Below are 20,246 nucleotides of genomic sequence, written 5' to 3' on the forward strand. Positions count from 1 at the left end.
GCCCGCGATCGCGCGGCTCGTGCTCAATCGATCGGACGATGAGCGCAGCTGGCGCGAGAAGTGGTGGGATCGCCTGCGTCGAAACGTGACCAGCGACGAGCAGCGCGAACTGACGGACATCGCATGATGGTCCGGGAAAGGAGAATACGATGTTGAAGATAGACGAAGAGAACGGGCTACTGTGGATACGCGCGAGTGGCCAACTCGAAAGCTCGGACTACGATGACTTCGTGCCTCGGTTCGAACAGCTTGTCGGGCGAAAGCCCGGCAAGCTGCCGATGGTAATCGAACTTGCGCCCGATTTTGCAGGCTGGGATCTGCCTGGACTATGGCGCGACCTCAAGTTCGACGCGCATCATCCGGACAGCTTTGGCAGGATTGCCATCGTCGGCGATGCGAAATGGGAGGAATGGGGCACCAGGCTCTCCGATCCGCTCTTCCGCGCCGAAATGAAGTTTTTCGAGCCCTCCCAGCGCCAGGTTGCCGAGAACTGGGCCCGATCCGGGGAGGACACCGCATGAGTGGGGACCATGATATCGATCTCGGTTTGGCCGGGAAGCGACGGACGCTGTGGATCGTGCTCTGGCTGAACGTCGCAATCGCGATCGGGTTCTTCGTCGTCGGCTACTTCGCGGACTCGAACGCGCTCTTGGCGAACGGGCTCGACAACTCGTCCGACGCGATAGTCTATGCGCTCAGCCTGCTCGCGCTGGCCCGCTCGCGCATCTGGCAGCGTGGTGCGGCGCGGTTCTCCGGGGTCATGCTCTTGGCGTTCGCGGCAGGTGTCATTGCCGATGCCGTGCGTCGGTTCGTGGAAGGCTCGGAGCCAGGTGGATTTATGATGCTCGCGATGGCGGCAGTCGCAGCCGTGGTGAACCTTATCTGCCTGCGGATGCTCCAGCGGACGGAGGACAAGGACGTCAGCATGCGCGCAGCGACGACCTTCAGCTTCAATGATTTCATCGCCAATGGCGGGATCATCATCGCAGGCATCGTCGTGATGCTTACCGGCGCTAATTGGCCCGACCTGGTGGTAGGCGTCGCTGTGGCATGCATTGCCCTTTATGGCGGCATCCAGATCCTGCGCGATGCCCACATGGATATCCATGACGAGGAAGGAAGCGAGCATCGGAAGGGGGATCAGTTCCGGACATGAGCAATCAACACACACATGGTGGTCATGGCGGCCACAGCCACGGCGAGGAGAACCTGAGCGATCGCCAGCTGATCTTCGCGGTCGCGATCAACGTCCTGCTCACGCTCGCTCAGATCGTCGGCGGGATAGTCTCGGGTTCGCTCGCTCTCATTGCCGACGCCCTTCACAACTTCAGTGACGCCGCCTCGCTCGGCCTCGCGTGGTTCGCCCGTAGGATCGGCAGGCGTCCCGCCGACAGACGGATGACGTTCGGTTATGCGCAAGGCGAGGTCGTCGCTGCGCTCATCAACCTGACGACGCTGCTCATCATCGGCTTCTATCTGCTCGTGGAAGCGATCAACCGCTTCGCCGATCCGCAACCAATCGAAGGATGGATGGTGATCACCGTTGCGGGCGTGGCATTGGTGATCGATCTGGTGACCGCTTTCATCACCCACCGCGGCGCCAGGGACAGCATCAACATGAAGGCGGCGTTCCTGCACAATGTGTCCGATGCCATGGCTTCTGTCGGTGTGATCGTCGCAGGGGTCCTGATCCTGCTATACGATCTCTACGTGGCCGATTTGGTCATCACCGTCATCATCGCCGCCTATGTGATCTGGCAGGGGCTTTCGTTAATGCCGCGCACGGTTCGCCTGCTTATGGGTGCGGTGCCCGACGACGTTGAACTGCGAGAAATCATGGACGAACTCGAGGCGATCGACGGCGTCGAAAGCATCCACCACCTTCACGTCTGGAACCTGGGGGAGCACCGCCGTGCTCTCGAAGTGCATATCGTGCCATCCAGCCCGTCACTCGAACGGTTCGAAAACCTGAAGCGAACGGTGCGGCGGCGCGTGTCCTCCCGATTTGGCATCGAGCACACGACGCTTGAAGCTTGCCTCGCAACAAACTGCGATGAGGGACTGATAGCCCAAGCTGGGCATTCCGGGAGGGTCTGAAGACCGCGACGGGGCGCTCGAGTCTTATGGGCGGGACGTTCCGCGCAGAAGCGAAAAGCTGCCGGCGCGAGCTAGATTCCAGGCGTTTGGCATCGCGCAATGCTAGGCATTCCGTGTCCGCTATCTGCAGTCATGAGCCGAAGAGCGGACAGACAGCTGTCGGCCCAATTGCCGTTATTCACCTTCCCACTCGACGGATCAGGGTCTCGGCAGTGAAATTGTCCAATGATTTGAGTGCCCATCTTTGTCCTCTATGGGGCACCACATTTCAGGAATGGCGAAAACCACCGACTTTGCGCACCCCCATAGACGACTGCGGAGAACTTTTGGGCTAAATGGGCGGGCAAATGGCTGCATCGCGCCCAAATTCGGGTCATTCAGTTGGTCGCAATTTTCGCTCGAAAGCTGTAGTTGGTTCAGACTAGCGTCGATACCAGCCACACCTACCCTCGTAAGCAGATACTTTCAAAATCACTTAAATCTAGAAAGCAGCAAGCTCAGGATCTCGCCGCGAGTTCGACAAGAGCCCGCACATCAAAATCGCGCTCAATCTCTCCGGCCAGCTGCTCGCTCAGTATTCGTTCTTCAGCCGCAGACAGAGATGCTTCGACCCTGATCGAAATCCAAACCGGATTTTGCCCCTGGGGCCTGTTTCGAGTGAATCGGGATTCGACCGAGACCGGCGTGACCCCATCCATCGCCTCAAGGTCTTTCTGCACCTCCGCGGAAATTCGCTGGGCTACCGATGACTGCTGAAACTGAGGAGCCCCGGAAAACTGGACCGCGATAAGCACGCCGATACAGACTACGCTGCCCAGCAGCGAGATCGCAGAAAGCCAGCTCTTGCCGCGAGGGTATCGCGCGCCAGAAGTAGACATGCCATAAATTCGAAAAACGACGAAACCGGCGATATTTATGCCAACCATCTGGATGCTGAGCGCCCAAAGACTGGATATTACAATATCCATCTGTCCTATTGCTAATCCCATGCCGACCAACCCGGCGGGGGGCGCCAGCGCCGCTGCTACGAGCATGCCAGTGGCCGCCCCGCTGACAAGGCTGCTGCGTTCGGACTGAACCAGGTTCAGGGCTCCCGCCACACCAGCGGCAAGCGGAAGGAGCAGTGAGACGGACGATCGCATACTGGTCTCGATCATGAGACCGGTCGCAATTTTCTGATCGAAGATACGACTGAGTAGAAAGGTCGTGAGGATGGTAGAAAAAAGGGCGACCACGTAACGGATCAGGGATCGCCATAGTAATTTGCCGTCCCCCCTTGCGGTCGCTATCGCCGCAGTCATGGCCGGGCCGGCGAAAGGCGCGATCAACATTGCGGCCACCAACAAGAACACGCTTTCCGTGAAAAGCCCGATCCAGACTATGACCCCTCCGGTTACCGCATATCCGATGAGGCCAGGCCAAGAGCCTATGCTCTGCAAAGCACCTAAGAAAACCTCCAGCGGACTGCGCGCCTGAATGTCGAGCATCTGTCTTTCCGGTTCGGAAGCTGGCGGGCGCAGCGAGATAATTCCTTGCGGGGCCAAGATCACCCGCAGGCTTTCCGCGCTTTCGATCCTGCGCAGAAAGTCCTCGATTTGAGCATTTGGAGCCTCGAAGATGAGCATCCGCCGTTCTTCGCTCTCATCAAGAGTTTCCACCTGTGCAAAAAGAGTAAGCCCGCTGGTTTCAGCAGCTCGAAGAACTGGCTCAGTCTCGGTTGCGAGCACATTCAGCGAGAGTTGCCGCATCTTGATTTCCCGGATTTTTCACGGCCCGAAGAGGACTTGTTTCTTCGTTCAGGGCTTAGCCAAGCGTTCGTGCATCTTGGCCACCAGTTCGCCGGGCAGGATATCAGCAAAAAGGTCTTGCACCTTGTTGAGGAACCCGCTGACTTCTTGCGTTTCGCCCTTGAGCACCGCCTGGTAGCCATCTTGAGCGACCTTGGCCGGGTCTGCCTTGTTTTCCATCTGCCCGGCGTTCGTCGTTTCCATTCCTGCGCGCTTGAAGAATTGCGTGTCGGTCACTCCAGGCATGAGGCAGGATATTACTATGGGCGTATTCTTGAGTTCGTTCGCGAGACCCACGCAGAAGTCGTTCACGAAAGCCTTAGTCGAGTTGTAGACCAGCTGATACGCGCCGGGCATGTCCCCCGCGATCGACCCAGTGACGAGGATCCGCCCCTTATCCCGAAGCACCATCCGCGAGCCAACCTTGTGGATCAGGGAGACGGTGCCTTTGATATTGGTATCGATCACATGTGCGATATCGTCCCACCGCTGAAGAAGAAACGCATCGCCGAGCCCGTGCCCGGCATTGGCAATCAACGTGTCGACATTACGATCGCCGATCTTCTCCATCAGCTCGTCGATGCCAGCCGCTGTTCCCAAATCAACCTCGAGAGTCTCTATGGACTTTGCCCCGGATTCGCGAGCCGACGCCTCTGCAGGCGCGAGATCACGGTCTGCCACCAGCAAGAGATCACAACCGTCCTTGGCGGCAAGTTTAGCCAGTTCCAAACCGATCCCGCTTGACGCGCCAGTCACCACTACGAAGCCCGAAAGTTTGGCGGTCGGATTCTTGCTCATACTGTTTCTCCCTTTTCCATTTCGGGCTTGAGGACCACTTTGGTCCAGCTGTCCTGTTCCTCGCGGAAGTTCTTGTAACCGCGAGCGGCATCTTCCAGCGGGAGGCGATGCGAGATCAGGAAAGTGGTGTCGATTGTCCCGTCCTCGATCTTTTCGAGCAACGGCTTGGTATAACGCTGCACGTGGGTCTGGCCCGACTTGACCTGAAGACCCTTTTCCATAAGCGCGCCGAGCGGAAACTTGTCGGTCATGCCGCCATAGACGCCGGGGATCGAGACGCGTCCGCCAGGACGCACTGCCAATATCGCCTGCTTCAGCGCAGCGGCTCGGTCTGCCCCGATGCCAATGGTCTGCTTCACCATGTCGAGCATGTTATCGACCGCGAAGCCGTGTGCTTCCATGCCGACTGCGTCTATGACCGCGTCGACACCGATCCCCCCTGACATTTCCATCAAAGCCTCGCGCACGTCGGTTGTCTTGAAGTTGATCACTTCCGCGCCGAGTTGCTTCGCCAGTTCCAGCCTGTGAGGATAGTGATCAATCGCGATCACCTTGCTCGCGCCCTTGATGATGGCGGATTGGATCGCGAACAGCCCCACCGGGCCGCAGCCCCATACGGCGACCGTGTCATCAGGCTGGATATCCGCATTCTCCGCCCCCATCCAGCCGGTCGGCAGGATATCGGACAGAAACAGCACCTGCTCGTCTTCCAAATGGTCGGGGATCACGATCGGCCCGACATCTGAGAACGGCACGCGGACGTATTCCGCCTGACCGCCCGAATAGCCTCCCGTAAGGTGCGAATAGCCGAACAGCGCAGCCATCGGATGACCGTAGAGCGTTGCCGACATGTCCTGCTTTTCGGCAGGGTTTGAATTCTCACACGCGGAATATTGCTTGATCTGACAATGGAAGCAGCCGCCGCAGCTGATTGTGAAGGGTACCACTACGCGCTGGCCCTTCTTCAGAGTGCTGTCTTTCCCCGTCTCCACGACCTCGCCCATGAATTCATGTCCGAGCACATCGCCGGGTGCCACGCCTGGAATTACCCCATCATACAGATGGAGATCCGAGCCACAGATCGCCGTTGAGGTAATCTTGAGGATTGCGTCGCGCGGATTGATGATTTCGGGATCGGGCACTGTGTCCACGCGGACGTCGTGCGTTCCGTGCCATGTGAGTGCACGCATTATCCGTTCTCCTGCTGTTTTGCTTTGCGCGTTTCGCTCTTGCGATGGGCGGACGTGGCGATCTCGCCCGTTTCCATCAGCATCTTGAAACGCTTGAGATCGTGGCGGGCCTGCACTTCGGGTTCGCGCAGGAAGGCCTTGGCAATCCCGCGCCCGATGGCGCCGCCCGGTGCGTCGTATTCGATCCGCAGCGAGACGCGGGTGCCGCGATCGCCGGGAGCTTCCGTAAAAGTCACCTCGCCGGTGGTCTCGATATCCGAGCCTTCAAGGGATGCCCATGCGATCCGCTCGTTCTCGACATCATCCGTGATCTCGGTTTTCAGATCGACCGTCGTCCCGGCGGGTGCTTTGATCGTCCAGTTCGCGCGGCCCTTCGTCCCGCCTTGCTTGGTGATCTGCTCGACGTTCTCCATGAACTCGGGCAGGTTTCCGAAGTCCCGCCAATAGGCATACAACTCGGCGGCAGGCTTGCGGATGGTAACTGTGCGGCCAACCAGCGTGTGTTCGCCCTGGTTTTTTCGGCGGGCGATTTTCGGCGCATCTTCGTTGCCACCGTCATGCCGGCGGGAGAGGAAGGCGCCAAAGGCCACGGCGCCCAGCGCCACACCCGCGGCGGCAACACTGCCCGCAATGCCGATTTCTCGATTGTTTTTCATATCGGTATCCTTCCCACTCAGTCCTGCTTCACGCTCTCGCGGTCCCAGAAGCGCAGCTCGCCGCATTTTTTGATGAAGTCGCTGGCCGCGTCCTTGCCGGTCGAAACATCGACGAACCCGTCGTCCATCCAGTTCCACACGCCTGCCGTCTCGAAGAGCGGTTTGACCGCGGGGACGTAGGCGACGAATTTCGCATGGGCGAAGGCGTCATTGACGAAGTCGATGCTCGGCTTGTCGGTGTTGTAGCGCTTGGCCGAAGCCTCGCTCATCACGACGGCCACCGCATCGTAGGTCACCGAAGGACCGCCATCGATCTTCTCGTCGGCTTCCATCATCTTGCCATCGGAAAGCTTGGCGCCGGCCACGTGCGGCGCAACGATCTCGACCATGCCGCCTGCGCTGGTCGCGGCATCCTTCAGCGCCTTGACCACATCTGCATCGCCACCCTCGGCAATATAGATGCCCAGCTTGCGGCCCTTGAAATTGCCGGGGCCGTTCTTGAGGATCGAGAGCGCGGGGCTTTCGGCCAGATCGGTGATCGGGTCGCGCGCCGCCGGTACCTTCTCGGGCAGTTCGGGAAGGCCGATCCCGTCGGCTACCTCCTGCGCAAGTCCTTCGTCGATGTGCCGCAGGTGGCCGATCATCCGCTTGCGAATGCTCATGCGGCCAACCTTGGAAAGCTCGAAGGTCAGCGCGTTGGCCATGTGCGTCTGCTCGACCGGGGTCTGGCTGACGTAGAACTGGCGCGCCTGGCTGTAGTGATCGGCGAAGGTTTCGCTGCGCACGCGCATCTTGGGGCCTGCGACCGGAGCCTCATAGCTCTGGAAGCCTTTCATCGGGCAGGCGCGCGGGCCGCGATCCTCCTCGGCACCGTCGCCATCGCCCCAGCTGTTGGGCTCGTAATTCACCCGGCCCTTGGGGTTGGTCATCGCCATATGGCCGTCCTGCTGAAAGTGGCGCACCGGGCACTTGGGCGCGTTAATCGGCAGATGCGTAAAGTTGGGGCCGCCCAGCCGCTTCAACTGCGTGTCGAGATAGCTGAAATTGCGCCCCTGCAGCAGCGGATCGTCCGAATGGTCGATGCCGGGCACCAGGTTCTGCGTGCAGAATGCCACCTGCTCGGTCTCGGCGAAGAAATTGTCGACATTCGCGTCGAGCGTCAGTGTGCCGATGATCTCCACCGGGACTTGTTCCTCGGGAATGATCTTGGTCGCGTCGAGGACGTCGAATTCGAACTGTTCGGCGAATTCCTCGTCAAACACCTGAATGCCGAGGTCCCACTGCGGGAAGTCCCCCGCGTCGATCGCATCCCACATGTCGCGGCGATGGAAGTCGGGATCCATCCCGTTGACCTTGAGCGCCTCGTTCCAGACCACCGACTGGAGGCCTAACTTGGGCTTCCAATGGAACTTGACGAAGTGGCTTTCGCCCTTTTCGTTCACCAGCCTGAAGGTATGGACGCCGAAGCCTTCCATGAACCGGAACGAGCGCGGGATCGTGCGGTCGGACATGATCCACATGACCATATTCATCGCTTCGGGGCTAAGGCTGATGAAGTCCCAGAAATTGTCGTGCGCGGTCTGCGCCTGCGGGAAGCCGCGATCGGGCGCGGGCTTGGCGGCATGGATCAGATCCGGAAACTTGATTGCATCCTGAATGAAGAACACTGGGATGTTGTTGCCGACGAGGTCCCAGTTGCCCTCCTGCGTATAAAACTTGGTAGCGAACCCGCGCACGTCGCGCGCCAGATCGGGCGAACCCTTGTTGCCCGCCACCGTCGAGAAGCGCGTGAAGGTGGGCACCTTGACGCCCTCTTCATTAAAAATCCGCGCACGCGAATACTGCGGGATCGCTTTCTTCAGCTCGAAATGGCCGTGCACACCATAGCCGCGGGCGTGAACCACACGCTCGGGGATACGCTCATGATCGAAATGAAAGATTTTCTCACGCGCGATCTGGTCTTCGAGCAGCTGCGGTCCGCGCGGGCCTGCAGTTAGCCAATTCTGATCATCCGCGATCGGATGGCCTTGTGCCGTCGTCATTACATCGTCGTCGCCCCGAGGCTTCTGATGGTTGGCGCCCCCTTTGGACAATTCGAAATCTTTGGTCATACGCGACGCTCCGATAAGGGTATGGCTCCCAAACGAAGTCGATTGAATTAAGTTGCCCAGTTTGAAATATTAAATTTGATTGGCACCAAATCTTATTACTAATTAACATATGTTAACCGCTTTTTTCAAATAAATAAGTGTGTCCATCACCAGCAGGAATTTTTTCTGCACTGATCTATTCGTGTTTAATTTTCCAGGATCCACACTTAACATATGGCAATTGCCTTGTTGCTAAGTGGCTTATAGGTTCGTCGCTTCGGTATCGAGGCTTTCCCCCATGAATGACGTTGCCAGTTCTAATGATCTTGCTGGTCAACGAACCGATCTCGCGGAAGATCGTACGGTCCTAGCCAACGAACGAACTTTCGCCGGCTGGATGCGCACCGGCCTTGCAGCGGTGGGCATCGGTCTGGGGTTCAATGCTCTGTTCGGCAAAATGGAACCTGCGTGGCTTCCCAGAGTAATAGCTACCTGCTTCATATTGTCCGGTATGGTTGTCTTCTATCTCGCCGAACGAAGTTCCTGCAGCGTGCTCAAAAGATTGGATGCTCACTCGGTCCAACCTCTCAAGCGAATTAATTTGCGTTTGGTCGCTTCCCTGATGGGGTTCGGCTCTTTGGTTTTGCTCTTCGGCATCTGGTTCTTAATTTAGCGCTGACTGGAAATTCAGCCGCCGAAGCAATCCAAGTTGCACACAAACTGGAAAGCAGCGCTTACACGGCGCTTCGAGGCGGCTGCGCTCAGTAATTTAAGACGCGGGGATGTTTTCAACATCGACAAAGGCAGCGCTTGAACTTCCTCCAGAAATCCGCGCGATCTCGCATGGCAGGCTGTCACAAGATTCAAGCCTGGCCACCCTTGCCGTATGTTTGAAAGAAGTTGCGTTCTTTTACCTGAGAGCCGCTACCGCGTTACGCGCGCAGCACATCGCTCAGCCCAGTCACGGATGGTGGGATCGGCTGGCAGCAATTCCTTGAACCATTGGAACGGCGACGAACAGAGCATATCCGCCGCACTGAACCGCTCCCCTAGAAGCCAAGGTCCTGAGCGGAGCGGCTCGGCCAGACGCTCCAGCATGGTGGCCTCGTCACGCAGGCCAGACTCGATGGCGGGATGCGATACGCCGGCCCATTTCAGGATCAGCAGCGGTTCCATCACGCCCTGATACCATGCCAGCCACGACAGATAGCTACCGCGCCCCTCTTCGCCGACGGTCGGCCCCAGTTTCGCTGCGGGGTAGGCATCGGTGAGATACAGCACAATCGCCCCGCGCTCGCGAATGTGCTCGCTCCCATCGACGAGATAGGGCACCTTCTTCTCCGGATGCGGATTATCTGGATCGGGGCCTCCGGTGCCGTCCTGCCGCGCGATCGTCACTTCGCGAATTTCGATGTTGGCGCCGAGCAGGCGGACGAGATCTACGACGGTGTCGGACCGCGATTGAGGGGAATGATAGAGGGTGGTCATCGGAATACTCCTTTCGTTGATGGAGACGAAGGGATAGGCTCTGCCTCCTGACAGATTGAGGCAGGAACAGGTATGGCCAGACAGGACAGGCTGATGCGCTTGCTCGCCGCGCTCAGGCGATTACCCGCTCCCGTCACCGCCGACCGGTTGGCAGCCGAGACCGAGATTTCGACACGTCAACTCTACCGCGATATCGCCACCTTGCGCGCTGGCGGTGTGCTGATCGATGGCGCTGCTGGATATGGCTACACGCTGACGGAAGACCCCGCACTGCCCCCCCAAAGCTTCTCCCGCCTCGAAACCGAAGCGCTCATGCTTGCGGTGGGAAGTCTCGATCAGTTGGGTGACGAGCGGCTTACCAGAGCGGGAAAGGATGCGCTGGCCCGGATCATCGCCAGCCTGCCCGACCGCCAGTCACGTCAATCCATGCACGCCATCATGAGATCGTGGCGACCCACCGTAGAGCGACCCGACATAACCATCGACATAGAGCTGTTACGCGAGGCCTGTTGGGACGAAGTGAGCGTTCATTTCGTTTATCGCGACAAGCAGAACCGCCTAACCGAGCGGGAAATTCTGCCGCTCGGGCTGTCCTATAGTCCGACCACGCTCATGATCGTAGGCTGGTGTTTGTTGCGCGAGGATTATCGCACTTTCGAAGTCGCTCGCATGACCGCCCTCGCCAAGGGAGCCACGAGCTTCCGTCCACGCCGGGTCGAGCTACTCAGACGGTACGTTGCCCTGCGTATGGCGGAATGGGAAGCGGAGGAGGCGGCATAGAAACTCTTCGATCCGAAGAGAACTGAATGGCTCTGGAAGAGGAGACTTCCAGCCTAATACTAGCCGCTTTCGGCGAGAGCTTCTAACACCGTCACTGCGGCCTTTGTCGGATTGGCGTAGGGTGCGTCATCCTTGGCCAGCCAGCGTCCGTCGCTCAGAACTAGCCCTTCAGCGTGAAACGCAGGTGATTTTTCATCGGCAGGTGTGAGCGCGATCGCAGCCGGACCAGCATTAATAGCGCGAATATCCATTTCGAATGCCAGCATCGTCAGGCGCGCGCGATCGACAAGCGCTGAAGCGGGCTCGGGCAGCGGTCCGAACCGATCAAGCAATTCGTCTTCAAACGCTTCGAGTTCCGTACGATCCCGAAGCCGCGCGAGACGGACGTAGAGATTGAGACGAACTTCCTCTTCCGGGATCCATTCTGGCGGGAAACCGCCGACCTCGCCAGTGCGGATATCGGGCTGCCACTGGCGTTGCTCCTCGCCCTGCGCGCTGCGAAGCGCCCCTTCGAGCAGGTGCTGGTAAAGTTCGACGCCGATCAGCTTCATATGCCCGGACTGCGCATTGCTCAGAACGTCGCCGCCTCCGCGCTGATCGAGATCCGCTCCAGCAATGGCAAACCCCGAGCCGAGCTGGTCGAAGGTGGCAAGTGTGCGCAGACGTTTCTCCGTTGCTTCACCGATCTCATCACCCTCGGTCGCAAGGATGACCTGGCCACGCCGCCGCCCGCGGCCCACGCGCCCTCGCAACTGATGCAGCTGAGCCAAGCCAAAGCGGTCCGAGCGCCAGATGATCATCGTATTCGCGCGCGGAACGTCGAGCCCGGTTTCAATGATGTTGGTTGCAAGCAGGATATCGCCCTTTCCGCCTGAGAAGTCGATCATGGCCTCGTCGAGTGCAGCGCCCGGCATTTTTCCATGCGCTTCGATCAGCGTGAGGTCAGGCACTAGGCGTTCGAGCATCGTCCGCATATCGGCGAGATCGGCAATACGCGGCACGACCACGAAGCTCTGCCCCCGGCGGGCCTTTTCGCGGCGCAGCGCGAGGCGTATCGCTGTATCGTCGACTTCGCTCACCGTGGTGCGGATAGGTTGCCGACGGGCAGGCGGGGTTGCGATGACGGAAACCTGTTGCAGGCCGATCATGGCGCGGTGCAGCGTGCGCGGTATCGGTGTTGCGCTCATCACAAGCAGGTGGATGCCCTTGTGACCGCGCAGCTTCGCCTTGTCCGCCGCACCGAAGCGTTGTTCCTCGTCAATTACAACCAGACCGAGCTTGGCGTAACTAATGGCCTTGCCAACCACCGCTGCGGTGCCGACAACCACGCCGATCGATCCGTCGGCCAACCCTGTCTGGACCTTCTTCCTCTCGCCAGCACTCGATAGTCGCGACAAACCTGCAACCTTCACGCCGGTATCGGAGAAGCGGCGAGTGAACTCTTCCAGATGCTGGCGCGCCAACACAGTGGTCGGCGCCGCCACGATAACTTGATAACCCGAAAGGGCAGCGATGGCCGCCGCGCGCAATGCGACCTCGGTCTTACCGTAACCGACATCCCCGACGACAAGGCGTTCCATGGGTTTGCCGGCCGCCAGATCATCGCGCACCTCGCGGATTGCTCGCGCCTGATCCGCAGTCTCGCTGTAGGGAAAGCCGGCGACAAAGCGCTCGTAAGCGGCACCGTCAGGCTCCATCACCGGCGCCTCAAGCTTTGCGCGTTCCTCTGCAAGATCGATCAGGGAAGTCGCAGTCTCGGCAATCGCTTTGTCGATCTCCGCGCGGCGCTTGTTCCAGCTTTTGCCTTCAAGCTTGTCGAGCGTGACGCTGTCACTGTCGCCGCCGTAGCGCCACAGCAATCCGGCGTCGCGCACTGGCACGAGGCGTCGGTCCTCATCGCATATTCCAGAGCGATAACCTCGCCATCTCCATCGGGAGCCGGTTCAAGGCCCAGCACCTTGGCGAAACCATGGCTTTCGTGAACGACGAGATCGCCGATGCGTATTTCTGCACCGCCAAGCCCCACAGGTTGCACCGGATTGGAATTATCTTGGATCAGGGCGCGCGTACCTAAAATATCCGCGGCAGCAATCAGGGTCATCTGCCCATCACAGGCTCCCCGGTCTAGCGGCGCACTGATGGTCACGACGTCCCCTGCGTCCCGCTCTTCCAATTCGCGAATGTCGCCGATCTCGCAAGCGCCAGACAGGGCTCCTTGCAGCCGGATACGCAGGAAACGCAAGTCGCGTTCACTTCCGATCAAAGCGATGGCGCGCCCTTTTTCCCGTTCGGCGGCGAGAAAACGGGTAAACGCCCGGGCTATCGATTTTTTCTCCGCGAAGCGCGGTACCGATGCGATGGCGTTGCCACCCGCTTCGTCCAGATCACTTTCGGTTCGCCAATCCTCGAGCGCTGCTGCCCAGCGCTCGTCCGAAACGGCGTCGACCTCGGTCTTCATCTCTTGGGCCGTCCGCTCAGCCAATTGCACGAACCGCTTGCGCCGCTTCTCGGCGCGGCGGGACAGCAACACGGTTCCTGTAGAAAGGTGGGTAAGCATAGTCGCCTCCAATGCCTCTTCGGGCTCTGCGGCGCGGCCAATCTCTATTGCATCGCAAGCTTGACCGCGGCGCTGCGTGACCGGATCGAAATGGTGGATTGCACCGATATGGCTGTCCACAATATCGATGCGCACCGGCCCGCCTGCATCGGCAGGGTACAGGTCGATTACTTCGCCGCGCACGGCTATCTCGCCTGGCTCGTCGATACGATCGTCGGCGAAATAACCGTTTGTGACCGCCTCGGCGAGGAAGGCGTCCACATCGATGCTATCGCCTACGCGGACTACCGGGGGCTCGGCATCGAAAGCTTCCGGACAAGCGTAGCGTCGCGCAGCTGCCTCGCCGCTGCTCACCACAATCGGACCTGAAGACCTTGGGTCCACCGAGAGCGCCCGCAGTCGGCGCAACGCAGTAACGCGGCGACCAATGTTAGAGGGCGAGGCAGGGGCATCCTCGCCGGGCAAAGTGTCACTGGCCGGAAGGTGGATGACCGGTGCATCCGGAAGCAGTCGCTCAAGGACGAGCGCCAGTCCTTCTGCCTCGGTTTCATCATCAGCAAGATAAAGCACGGTTTGGCCGTCTATCACGCCAAGCACCCGTAAAACCTTGGCGCCGACCCCATCTATTTCGAGGCCCTTTTGCGCATCAAGTGGCTTGTGCACGCTGTTTTTCCTGTTCTTAATGACTGCCGAAAAGTTTCCGGCTCGCCAACAACGACCGGATGCGACTATTCGTTGCGCGTCTCGTTGGGTTGGACAGAAAGAATGTGCGATTTATTCGCGCCAAGTGGCGTTTGCGGGTATCTAGGTAAGAGCGGCACTCGCCCGTATCGTACGGCTCCCGGGTCCACCGCTTTTGCCTCTCGACTTATGTCGCGGGCTGGGCAGAATAGCGCTTTGACACCCTTAACCGCCTCGGTTAGCCGCACGATCACGCTCCAAAAGTTACAGGAATTAAATGTTGCACACGAAGCTTTTCCTGCAAGGTCGACTCCGCCACGAATTGGGCACACGAGAAAAGGTCTGGCTCGAAGAAGCAATCAAGCGCACCATCCGGCTGAAACCGCGAGAAACTCTGGTCGAACGCGGCACGCGGGTCGAGCATTCCTATTACATCATTGAAGGCACAGTTCTTCGCCATCTTGATGACCGAAATGGGGAAAGACAGCTAGTCGGCCTCAATTTTCCGGGCGATTTCGTGGACCTCCACGGTTTTCCGATGAAACGGCTGGATCATAGCACGGCGGCCCTTGGCCATGTGCATCTGGCAGAGGTACCGCATTCCGCCATCGCCGAACTGGTTGACAGGTCGGGGCATCTTGCACGCGCACTCTGGTTTTCCACTCTACTCGATGCTGCCATGCACCGCGAGTGGATCTTCCGGCTCGGAAGGCTAAATGCCGAGGGCCGAATTGCCCATTTGATCTGCGAAATCGTCGAAAGGCATAAATTCGTGGGTCTTTACGACGGCCACAATCTGCCCGTCCAATTGCTGCAGCGCGACTATGCCGAGGCCTGCGGCATAACCCCAGTTCATGCCAATCGGAGTTTCCGCAATCTGAAGGATCGCGGTATTTTGGAACTTGGCGGTGACGGCCGGATCGAAATACTTAATGAGGCAGAGCTGAAGCGCTTGGGCGAGTTTCGCGGAGATTACCTTTATGGAGAAGGCGATCTCGCGCTCGATTCCTTCGAAGATCGCGACGGCGGGGCGGCGCGGTAAATATCCAGAATTTGTCGGGCCATCCGCGCGCTTGAAAAACGCTCTTCGAACCTGTCGCGGATACGCTGCCGATCAAGGGTAAACACTTCATCCAAACGCTCGGTCGCTTCTTTGAGACTGCCGACCACAATGCCGGTCAGCCCATCTTCCACCACTTCGGCTACGCTACCCTCGCGCCAGGCGATGACAGGTGTTCCGCAAGCCATCGCTTCGATCATCACCAAGCCGAAGGGTTCGGGCCAATCGATCGGGAAAATCAAGGCCCCGGCATTGCCCAGAAGGTCCTGCTTCTGTTCGTCGTTGACATTGCCAAGATGATGGGTGGCATCGTCCAGCTTCGGTCTGACCACTGTTTCGAAATAAGCGGGATTGCCAGGATCGATCGGCCCGGCAAGTTTCAGCACTCGGCCACTGGAACGGGCCAGTTCGATTGCGCGGTCGGGCCGCTTCTGGTCGGTCATGCGGCCCAGAAATGCAAGATAGCCGCCCCGGCCATCGCCAAGCCGGTAGCGGGATGAGGGCATGCCGTGATGCGCCACACCGGCGAGACTGGCCGATGGCACAGACTTCGCTTGCGAATGCGAAATGGCGATAATGCGTTCATCGGGGAAGGCCCGGAAGTGCTCATGATGGTCAAGCTCGTCCGCACGCCAATGGATCGTGCGGAAGACCGGAAGGCCAAGTTTTCCGGCGATCGCACTCGCATGGGCCGACCCATGCAGGTGTAGCACGTCGTGATCGCCGCCATGCTCCAGCAGATCTCTGAGTAGCTGCGCTTCGAGCACCGCTGGCAAACCCGCCGGAACATTGCTGGCATGTCGTTCATGCCAGCTCAGCGAATGGTAATCTCCGACTTTAGTCAGGCCATCCAATGCAGAGTCCGCGGGACAAAACACCGTTACGTCATGCCCTTGCGCAACCTGAGCATCGGCGAGGTCAGCGATGACGCGCTCCGTTCCGCCATAGGTTTGCGGCGGGACCGGATGTATCACGGGAGCGACGTGGGCTATTCGCACTTAGACAACATTTATCACCCTGTTTGCCAGGAACTTGGGAGGCTTCGAACCACTCGGTAATAACATACCTGGAGTTCGTCGATGTTTGTCTGTCATATCGCCCTGCAGGGCTGCCTCACATTGTCGGATGTCCCCTACGGGATCAACGCCGACACCGGGGGGCACATTACTTACCTCTTGGAGCTGGCCTGCGCGAGCGCACGCGATCCGTCCATCGACCGCATTGATATCGTCACGCGCGGCTTCACAGACGCCCAGCTGGGTAGGCGGTTCGAAGCGCAATGCGCGGAGAGCCGCGGGAAAATACGTCTTATCCGTCTGGACGATCACGATCCTGATTATCTTCCCAAGGAGCGTCTGCACGAACGCCATGACGCACTATGCGCTGCCTTTCTTAGATATCTGGATGAAACGGGCAGTGTCCCGGACATCATTCACGCGCATTATGCCGATGCGGGTGTCCTCGCGCGCCACGCGAAGGAGCAGCGCGGAATACCGTATATTTTCACGGGCCACTCTCTTGGAGCGGTGAAACGCGAGGTCAACGGAGGCGCTGATGCATCACTTCGGCAGCGGATCAAAATAGAATCACAAGCGCTGGAGCTGGCCGACGCTGTCATTGCAAGCTCGCGCGACGAGGCCGAGGCACAATATGCGCATTACGATACTATCGAGGCGGGACGCATCCGGGTTATCCCTCCCGGCTGCGATCTGACCCGCTTCCAATCCGCCGTTCCAAGCGAGAAGGTGCGGGCAGATCTCGACCATTTCCTGCGCCATCCCGCCAAGCCCATGCTTCTCGCTATCGCTCGACCGGTGCGAAAGAAAAACCTGCTGGCATTGATCGAGGCCTTTGGTGCCGACAAAGAGCTTCGCGAAACCGCTAATCTGGTGATCGTGGCTGGTTGCCGATCACTTATCGGCGATTTGGAGCAAGAATGCCGCGAGGTCATGCAGGAGCTGATCGAGGCCGTGGACCGCTTCGATCTGTATGGTAAAGTCGCTTATCCCAAGAACCACGAACAGACAGACATTCCTGCTTATTACGCTTTGGCGCGCGAAAGTGGCGGCGTCTTCGTTAACCCGGCGCTCAACGAGCCTTTCGGTCTTACATTGTTGGAAGCAGCCGCGTCCCGGCTTCCGGTGGTCGCAACCGATAGCGGGGGCCCGAACGACATAATCGAACGGTGCCGTAACGGCGAGCTTGTTTGTCCACGCGATCCGGCCGCAATCGCCGACGCCTGCCTCGGAATCGTGACGGATAAGCGAAAATGGATCCGCTATGCCTCAGCCGGGCTCGACGCTGTCAGCGCCTATGACTGGGAAGCGCACCATGATCTTTACCACCACCTCATTGCCGAGCTTATCGAACCAAGCGCGCCAATGCCCCGGTGGGAGCGCATCCTGTGCTGCGACATCGACAATACGCTGCTGGGCGATCGCGACGCCTTGCACGAGTTTCTCCACTGGCAGGCTGACAATGCAGGCACAATTGCGCTCGGCATTGCCACGGGTCGCAGTTTTCACAGTGCGCAAGCTATCCTGGCATCAGAAGGTGTGCCGACGCCCGATGTCATCATCAGCAGCGTCGGTACGCGTATACATTGGTATGACCGTGAAGCCCGACAGTTTCGCGAGGATTGCGACTGGCGTCGACAGACCGAAAGCAGCTGGAGGGATGAACAGGTGCGGGCCCTTGCGCGGGATTTGGAATTGCGGCCACAGGCCTTGCTGGAACAGCATCCCGGAAAGGCAAGCTACTTCCTGGACGGACGTGATCCGCAAGCAATCGAGCGTGCTTTTCGAACTGCCGGAATAGCGGTTGAGATCGTAGCGAGTCACGGACGATATCTCGATATCTTGGCCGAGGGCTCGAGTAAGGGGCACGCCGTCGCCTATGTAGCCGACCGGTTGAACCTTACCCAGTCGCGGGTGGTGGTTGCCGGAGACAGTGGGAACGATCTGACGATGTTGCGGGCCTGCCCCTTCCCGATCCTGGTTGGCAATTCAAGCGACGGCCTCGCGCAGGAACCGTCACTATCCCACGCCTATCTGGCAAAGGGCCATTTCGCCGCAGGCGTGCTTGAGGGTGTGCGTCACTATCAGGCACAGGGCAGCTGGTGAGCACCTATCGATCCGTTTCGGTGCTGACGTTAGTACGCGGGCGCCAGCAGCACTTGGACCATTTGGTGGCCGGTCTGGACGCGCAGCGGTTTCCGCCGGACGAACTTGTTGTCGCTTATATGCAGGATGACGCGCCCAATATCGAAACGAAGGGCGCCTTTCCGGTTCGGTATGTGCGGGTGGAAGGCGAGCCGATGCCGCTCGCGGCAGCGCGTAATCGAGCTGCGAATATGGCGGATGGCAATGTACTGGCATTCCTCGATGTCGACTGCATTCCCGACCCGGACTTTGTCCGCCGGGCAGCAGAAGGGCATGCTTTCGACCCACAGGGCGTATTCCTTCCTGAAGTGCGATATCTTCCCGGGAACTCGGAGGGCTGGCGTAAGAAAAACGGGGCGCCGGATTACAATCTTCTGGCAGCGAGGGGTGTTCGCCACCCCAGCAAGCGCCCGCTAAACGATACCAGTTTTGCCCCAATAGCTGATTTCGGCGAATTATGGGGTCTGGCGTTCATCATGGCAGCCTCCGTCTGGCGGTCAGCAGGTGGCATGGACGAAGATTACGTCGGCTACGGCGCTGAAGAAACCGATCTGGGCCAACGCCTCAGGCTAAGTGGCGCGAACATGTATTGGATCGGCGGCACCGTCTGTTTCCATCAGCATCACCACGTCCACCAGCCACCGATGCAGCACTTCCATGCAATTGTGCGCAATGCGCGACTGTACCATAGCCGGTGGGGCAAATGGTGCATGGACTACTGGTTGGACGACTTCGAACGGCGCGGTCTGGTAAAGCGAACCGCAGGCCGGCTCGAAATTATGCGATCCCCCACGACTGCCGAAATAGCCGCCTCCCGGCAAGGCGACGACGTGTTGTTCAGCTAACCCTCCAAAGGTCGGTCGCGAGAGTCTCCAGCCATTCCGCAGCTTTCAGTGCGGCATCATCTTGATGCAGTGAACTGAGGATTGCGGTGTCGAGCGCGTCTGTTTCGTTGAGCGCGCGTTGCCATTCGGGAATGGAGGCTGGCCAAGTCTCGCGGTAAGTTGCCGCTCCCAACCGCGCCAGTTCGCGCGCCTTGGCCTGCTGTTCATCGAAATAGCGCCACTCGGGAATGCATAAAAACGGCTTTCCTGCGCGCGCGATTTCATGGACCGTGTTATCGCCCGCCGACGCAATCACGCGGTCAGCGGCGCAAAGATAGTCCGTTAAATTGTCGATCCACCCTAATTCGCGCAAATTGCCGAAATCGGTTTCGTGCCCTTCGCGGTGAACGGGACCAGCGATTAGCCACTGCGTATCCGGCTCGGCCCTCGCGGCTACGGTCAGCGGCGCGTAAGGCGTGCCGGAGCCACCGCCGCCCGCAATCACCAAGGTGATGCGCCTGTCTTCCGGCAAGCCGAGCTTTTCGCGCGCTTCTTGCCGCCCGCGCAGCGGCGCCTTCGTCGTGCAAAGGCCACCGGTATAGAACGTCCGTTCGCGTAGGCGGTGGGTGTAATTCGCCTGCTCGATCCGCTCGTCGAACGGAGCGAGCATCCCCACACAGGCTTCGTAACCAGCAACATGGCCCTTGTCGTCTCGGTCCCCGTGCATCCTGATGGTAACCGCTGGCACGCTCATGATTCTGGACAACATCGCGATTTCTGCCGAAACGTCGATGACGAATAATGCGGGGTCATGCTCGCACAGGGTCTGCGCAATCACCCCCATGTGGCGGCGCATTTCTTCCACGCCAAGCGGGACGCAGTGCATCGTTTCGGGCGTCGGCTGATCGTGCAGCGCCGGGCTGCGCGAAGGCGCGCCGATCATGTTTGGGAGTTCGACCATCCTCGCTTTGCGTGGCCGGTCGTCGAACTGTGCCGGGTCGGCGGTCATGATGATAACAGGCCGTTCCTCAGGCAAGTGCTCGAGAATTGCCATTATCCGATTTGCATGACCGCGAC

Annotated in this window: 18 protein-coding genes; 8 read left to right on the forward strand and 10 right to left on the reverse strand. The window is 59.2% G+C overall.

Features of this window, described 5'->3' with window-relative positions; translation table 11 throughout:
- The first annotated feature begins 149 nt into the window (after positions 1 to 149).
- From ACI2I1_RS14355 to ACI2I1_RS14365, 3 genes are read left to right on the forward strand one after another with little or no spacing between them, the layout of a single operon-like run.
- Positions 150 to 521, forward strand: coding sequence for an STAS/SEC14 domain-containing protein (locus ACI2I1_RS14355; protein WP_404679672.1), 372 nt, complete (start codon positions 150 to 152; stop codon positions 519 to 521).
- Entirely contained in the window at positions 518 to 1,156 is a 639-nt protein-coding gene (locus ACI2I1_RS14360) for a cation diffusion facilitator family transporter (protein WP_404679673.1), read from the forward strand. The genes ACI2I1_RS14355 and ACI2I1_RS14360 overlap by 4 nt, the downstream gene beginning before the upstream one ends.
- Positions 1,153 to 2,097: a cation diffusion facilitator family transporter gene (locus ACI2I1_RS14365; RefSeq protein WP_404679674.1), complete on the forward strand. Its 945-nt coding sequence runs from the start codon at positions 1,153 to 1,155 to the stop codon at positions 2,095 to 2,097. The genes ACI2I1_RS14360 and ACI2I1_RS14365 overlap by 4 nt, the downstream gene beginning before the upstream one ends.
- Before the next feature lie 497 nt (positions 2,098 to 2,594).
- On the opposite strand, the gene ACI2I1_RS14370 is transcribed toward ACI2I1_RS14365, so the two are convergent.
- From ACI2I1_RS14370 to ACI2I1_RS14390, 5 genes are read right to left on the reverse strand one after another with little or no spacing between them, the layout of a single operon-like run.
- Positions 2,595 to 3,845, reverse strand: a complete 1,251-nt coding sequence (locus ACI2I1_RS14370) for a DUF389 domain-containing protein (RefSeq protein ID WP_404679675.1) — start codon at positions 3,843 to 3,845, stop codon at positions 2,595 to 2,597.
- A gap of 48 nt (positions 3,846 to 3,893) precedes the next feature.
- Positions 3,894 to 4,682, reverse strand: a complete 789-nt coding sequence (locus ACI2I1_RS14375; protein ID WP_404679676.1) for an SDR family NAD(P)-dependent oxidoreductase — start codon at positions 4,680 to 4,682, stop codon at positions 3,894 to 3,896.
- The gene (locus ACI2I1_RS14380) at positions 4,679 to 5,872 is read right to left on the reverse strand and encodes a zinc-dependent alcohol dehydrogenase (RefSeq protein ID WP_404679677.1); all 1,194 of its coding nucleotides are present in this window, start codon (positions 5,870 to 5,872) and stop codon (positions 4,679 to 4,681) included. Before ACI2I1_RS14380 ends, ACI2I1_RS14375 begins: the two co-directional genes overlap by 4 nt.
- Positions 5,872 to 6,528 (reverse strand): SRPBCC family protein, encoded by a 657-nt coding sequence (locus ACI2I1_RS14385; RefSeq protein ID WP_404679678.1) that lies wholly within the window; start codon positions 6,526 to 6,528, stop codon positions 5,872 to 5,874. Before ACI2I1_RS14385 ends, ACI2I1_RS14380 begins: the two co-directional genes overlap by 1 nt.
- Positions 6,529 to 6,545: 17 nt before the next feature.
- Complete coding sequence (locus ACI2I1_RS14390; RefSeq protein WP_404679679.1) at positions 6,546 to 8,639, reverse strand: catalase; 2,094 nt, start codon at positions 8,637 to 8,639, stop codon at positions 6,546 to 6,548.
- A 277-nt stretch (positions 8,640 to 8,916) separates the two neighbouring features.
- On the opposite strand from ACI2I1_RS14390, the gene ACI2I1_RS14395 reads away from it, so the two are divergent.
- A complete protein-coding gene (locus ACI2I1_RS14395; protein ID WP_404679680.1) occupies positions 8,917 to 9,291 on the forward strand; it encodes a YidH family protein in 375 nt (124 codons plus the stop codon).
- A 251-nt stretch (positions 9,292 to 9,542) separates the two neighbouring features.
- Here ACI2I1_RS14395 and ACI2I1_RS14400 read toward each other — a convergent pair whose 3' ends face one another.
- Complete coding sequence (locus ACI2I1_RS14400) at positions 9,543 to 10,106, reverse strand: glutathione S-transferase family protein (protein ID WP_404679681.1); 564 nt, start codon at positions 10,104 to 10,106, stop codon at positions 9,543 to 9,545.
- Between the two features lie 72 nt (positions 10,107 to 10,178).
- Here ACI2I1_RS14400 and ACI2I1_RS14405 point away from each other — a divergent pair, with 72 nt between their 5' ends.
- On the forward strand, positions 10,179 to 10,886 hold the full coding sequence (locus ACI2I1_RS14405; protein WP_404679682.1) for a helix-turn-helix transcriptional regulator: 708 nt from the start codon (positions 10,179 to 10,181) through the stop codon (positions 10,884 to 10,886).
- Between the two features lie 59 nt (positions 10,887 to 10,945).
- Here the strand turns inward: ACI2I1_RS14405 and ACI2I1_RS14410 are convergent, their stop codons facing one another.
- Together ACI2I1_RS14410 and ACI2I1_RS14415 are read right to left on the reverse strand one after the other, a co-directional pair.
- Positions 10,946 to 12,583 (reverse strand): helicase-related protein, encoded by a 1,638-nt coding sequence (locus ACI2I1_RS14410; RefSeq protein ID WP_404679848.1) that lies wholly within the window; start codon positions 12,581 to 12,583, stop codon positions 10,946 to 10,948.
- A 41-nt stretch (positions 12,584 to 12,624) separates the two neighbouring features.
- A complete protein-coding gene (locus tag ACI2I1_RS14415) occupies positions 12,625 to 14,106 on the reverse strand; it encodes a hypothetical protein (RefSeq protein WP_404679683.1) in 1,482 nt (493 codons plus the stop codon).
- Between the two features lie 295 nt (positions 14,107 to 14,401).
- Between ACI2I1_RS14415 and ACI2I1_RS14420 the strand changes: the two genes are divergently transcribed.
- Complete coding sequence (locus tag ACI2I1_RS14420; protein WP_221542245.1) at positions 14,402 to 15,166, forward strand: Crp/Fnr family transcriptional regulator; 765 nt, start codon at positions 14,402 to 14,404, stop codon at positions 15,164 to 15,166.
- Here ACI2I1_RS14420 and ACI2I1_RS14425 read toward each other — a convergent pair.
- Positions 15,103 to 16,158, reverse strand: a complete 1,056-nt coding sequence (locus ACI2I1_RS14425) for a glycosyltransferase family 4 protein (RefSeq protein ID WP_345719315.1) — start codon at positions 16,156 to 16,158, stop codon at positions 15,103 to 15,105. The genes ACI2I1_RS14420 and ACI2I1_RS14425 overlap by 64 nt on opposite strands.
- Before the next feature lie 105 nt (positions 16,159 to 16,263).
- Between ACI2I1_RS14425 and ACI2I1_RS14430 the strand changes: the two genes are divergently transcribed.
- Together ACI2I1_RS14430 and ACI2I1_RS14435 are read left to right on the forward strand one after the other, a co-directional pair.
- Positions 16,264 to 18,306 (forward strand): HAD-IIB family hydrolase, encoded by a 2,043-nt coding sequence (locus tag ACI2I1_RS14430; protein WP_404679684.1) that lies wholly within the window; start codon positions 16,264 to 16,266, stop codon positions 18,304 to 18,306.
- A complete protein-coding gene (locus tag ACI2I1_RS14435; RefSeq protein ID WP_404679685.1) occupies positions 18,303 to 19,190 on the forward strand; it encodes a glycosyltransferase family 2 protein in 888 nt (295 codons plus the stop codon). Before ACI2I1_RS14430 ends, ACI2I1_RS14435 begins: the two co-directional genes overlap by 4 nt.
- Here the strand turns inward: ACI2I1_RS14435 and ACI2I1_RS14440 are convergent.
- On the reverse strand, positions 19,183 to 20,223 hold the full coding sequence (locus tag ACI2I1_RS14440; RefSeq protein WP_404679686.1) for a glycosyltransferase: 1,041 nt from the start codon (positions 20,221 to 20,223) through the stop codon (positions 19,183 to 19,185). The two genes, ACI2I1_RS14435 and ACI2I1_RS14440, sit on opposite strands and share 8 nt — an antisense overlap.
- Positions 20,224 to 20,246 lie beyond the last annotated feature (23 nt).

Source organism: Qipengyuania sp. NPDC077563, from assembly GCF_044901345.1.
In the GTDB taxonomy this organism is placed as follows: domain Bacteria; phylum Pseudomonadota; class Alphaproteobacteria; order Sphingomonadales; family Sphingomonadaceae; genus Qipengyuania; species Qipengyuania aestuarii.

Bases quoted from the DNA above. Each gene is read 5' to 3' on its own strand.
- ACI2I1_RS14405 (WP_404679682.1), top strand. From the start codon at position 10,179: ATGGCCAGACAGGACAGGCTGATGCGCTTGCTCGCCGCGCTCAGGCGA.
- ACI2I1_RS14365 (WP_404679674.1), top strand. From the start codon at position 1,153: ATGAGCAATCAACACACACATGGTGGTCATGGCGGCCACAGCCACGGC.
- ACI2I1_RS14370 (WP_404679675.1), bottom strand. From the start codon at position 3,845: ATGCGGCAACTCTCGCTGAATGTGCTCGCAACCGAGACTGAGCCAGTT.
- ACI2I1_RS14385 (WP_404679678.1), bottom strand. From the start codon at position 6,528: ATGAAAAACAATCGAGAAATCGGCATTGCGGGCAGTGTTGCCGCCGCG.
- ACI2I1_RS14355 (WP_404679672.1), top strand. From the start codon at position 150: ATGTTGAAGATAGACGAAGAGAACGGGCTACTGTGGATACGCGCGAGT.
- ACI2I1_RS14375 (WP_404679676.1), bottom strand. From the start codon at position 4,682: ATGAGCAAGAATCCGACCGCCAAACTTTCGGGCTTCGTAGTGGTGACT.
- ACI2I1_RS14440 (WP_404679686.1), bottom strand. From the start codon at position 20,223: ATGGCAATTCTCGAGCACTTGCCTGAGGAACGGCCTGTTATCATCATG.
- ACI2I1_RS14395 (WP_404679680.1), top strand. From the start codon at position 8,917: ATGAATGACGTTGCCAGTTCTAATGATCTTGCTGGTCAACGAACCGAT.
- ACI2I1_RS14360 (WP_404679673.1), top strand. From the start codon at position 518: ATGAGTGGGGACCATGATATCGATCTCGGTTTGGCCGGGAAGCGACGG.
- ACI2I1_RS14400 (WP_404679681.1), bottom strand. From the start codon at position 10,106: ATGACCACCCTCTATCATTCCCCTCAATCGCGGTCCGACACCGTCGTA.
- ACI2I1_RS14410 (WP_404679848.1), bottom strand. From the start codon at position 12,583: ATGGAGCCTGACGGTGCCGCTTACGAGCGCTTTGTCGCCGGCTTTCCC.
- ACI2I1_RS14430 (WP_404679684.1), top strand. From the start codon at position 16,264: ATGTTTGTCTGTCATATCGCCCTGCAGGGCTGCCTCACATTGTCGGAT.
- ACI2I1_RS14390 (WP_404679679.1), bottom strand. From the start codon at position 8,639: ATGACCAAAGATTTCGAATTGTCCAAAGGGGGCGCCAACCATCAGAAG.
- ACI2I1_RS14380 (WP_404679677.1), bottom strand. From the start codon at position 5,872: ATGCGTGCACTCACATGGCACGGAACGCACGACGTCCGCGTGGACACA.
- ACI2I1_RS14420 (WP_221542245.1), top strand. From the start codon at position 14,402: ATGTTGCACACGAAGCTTTTCCTGCAAGGTCGACTCCGCCACGAATTG.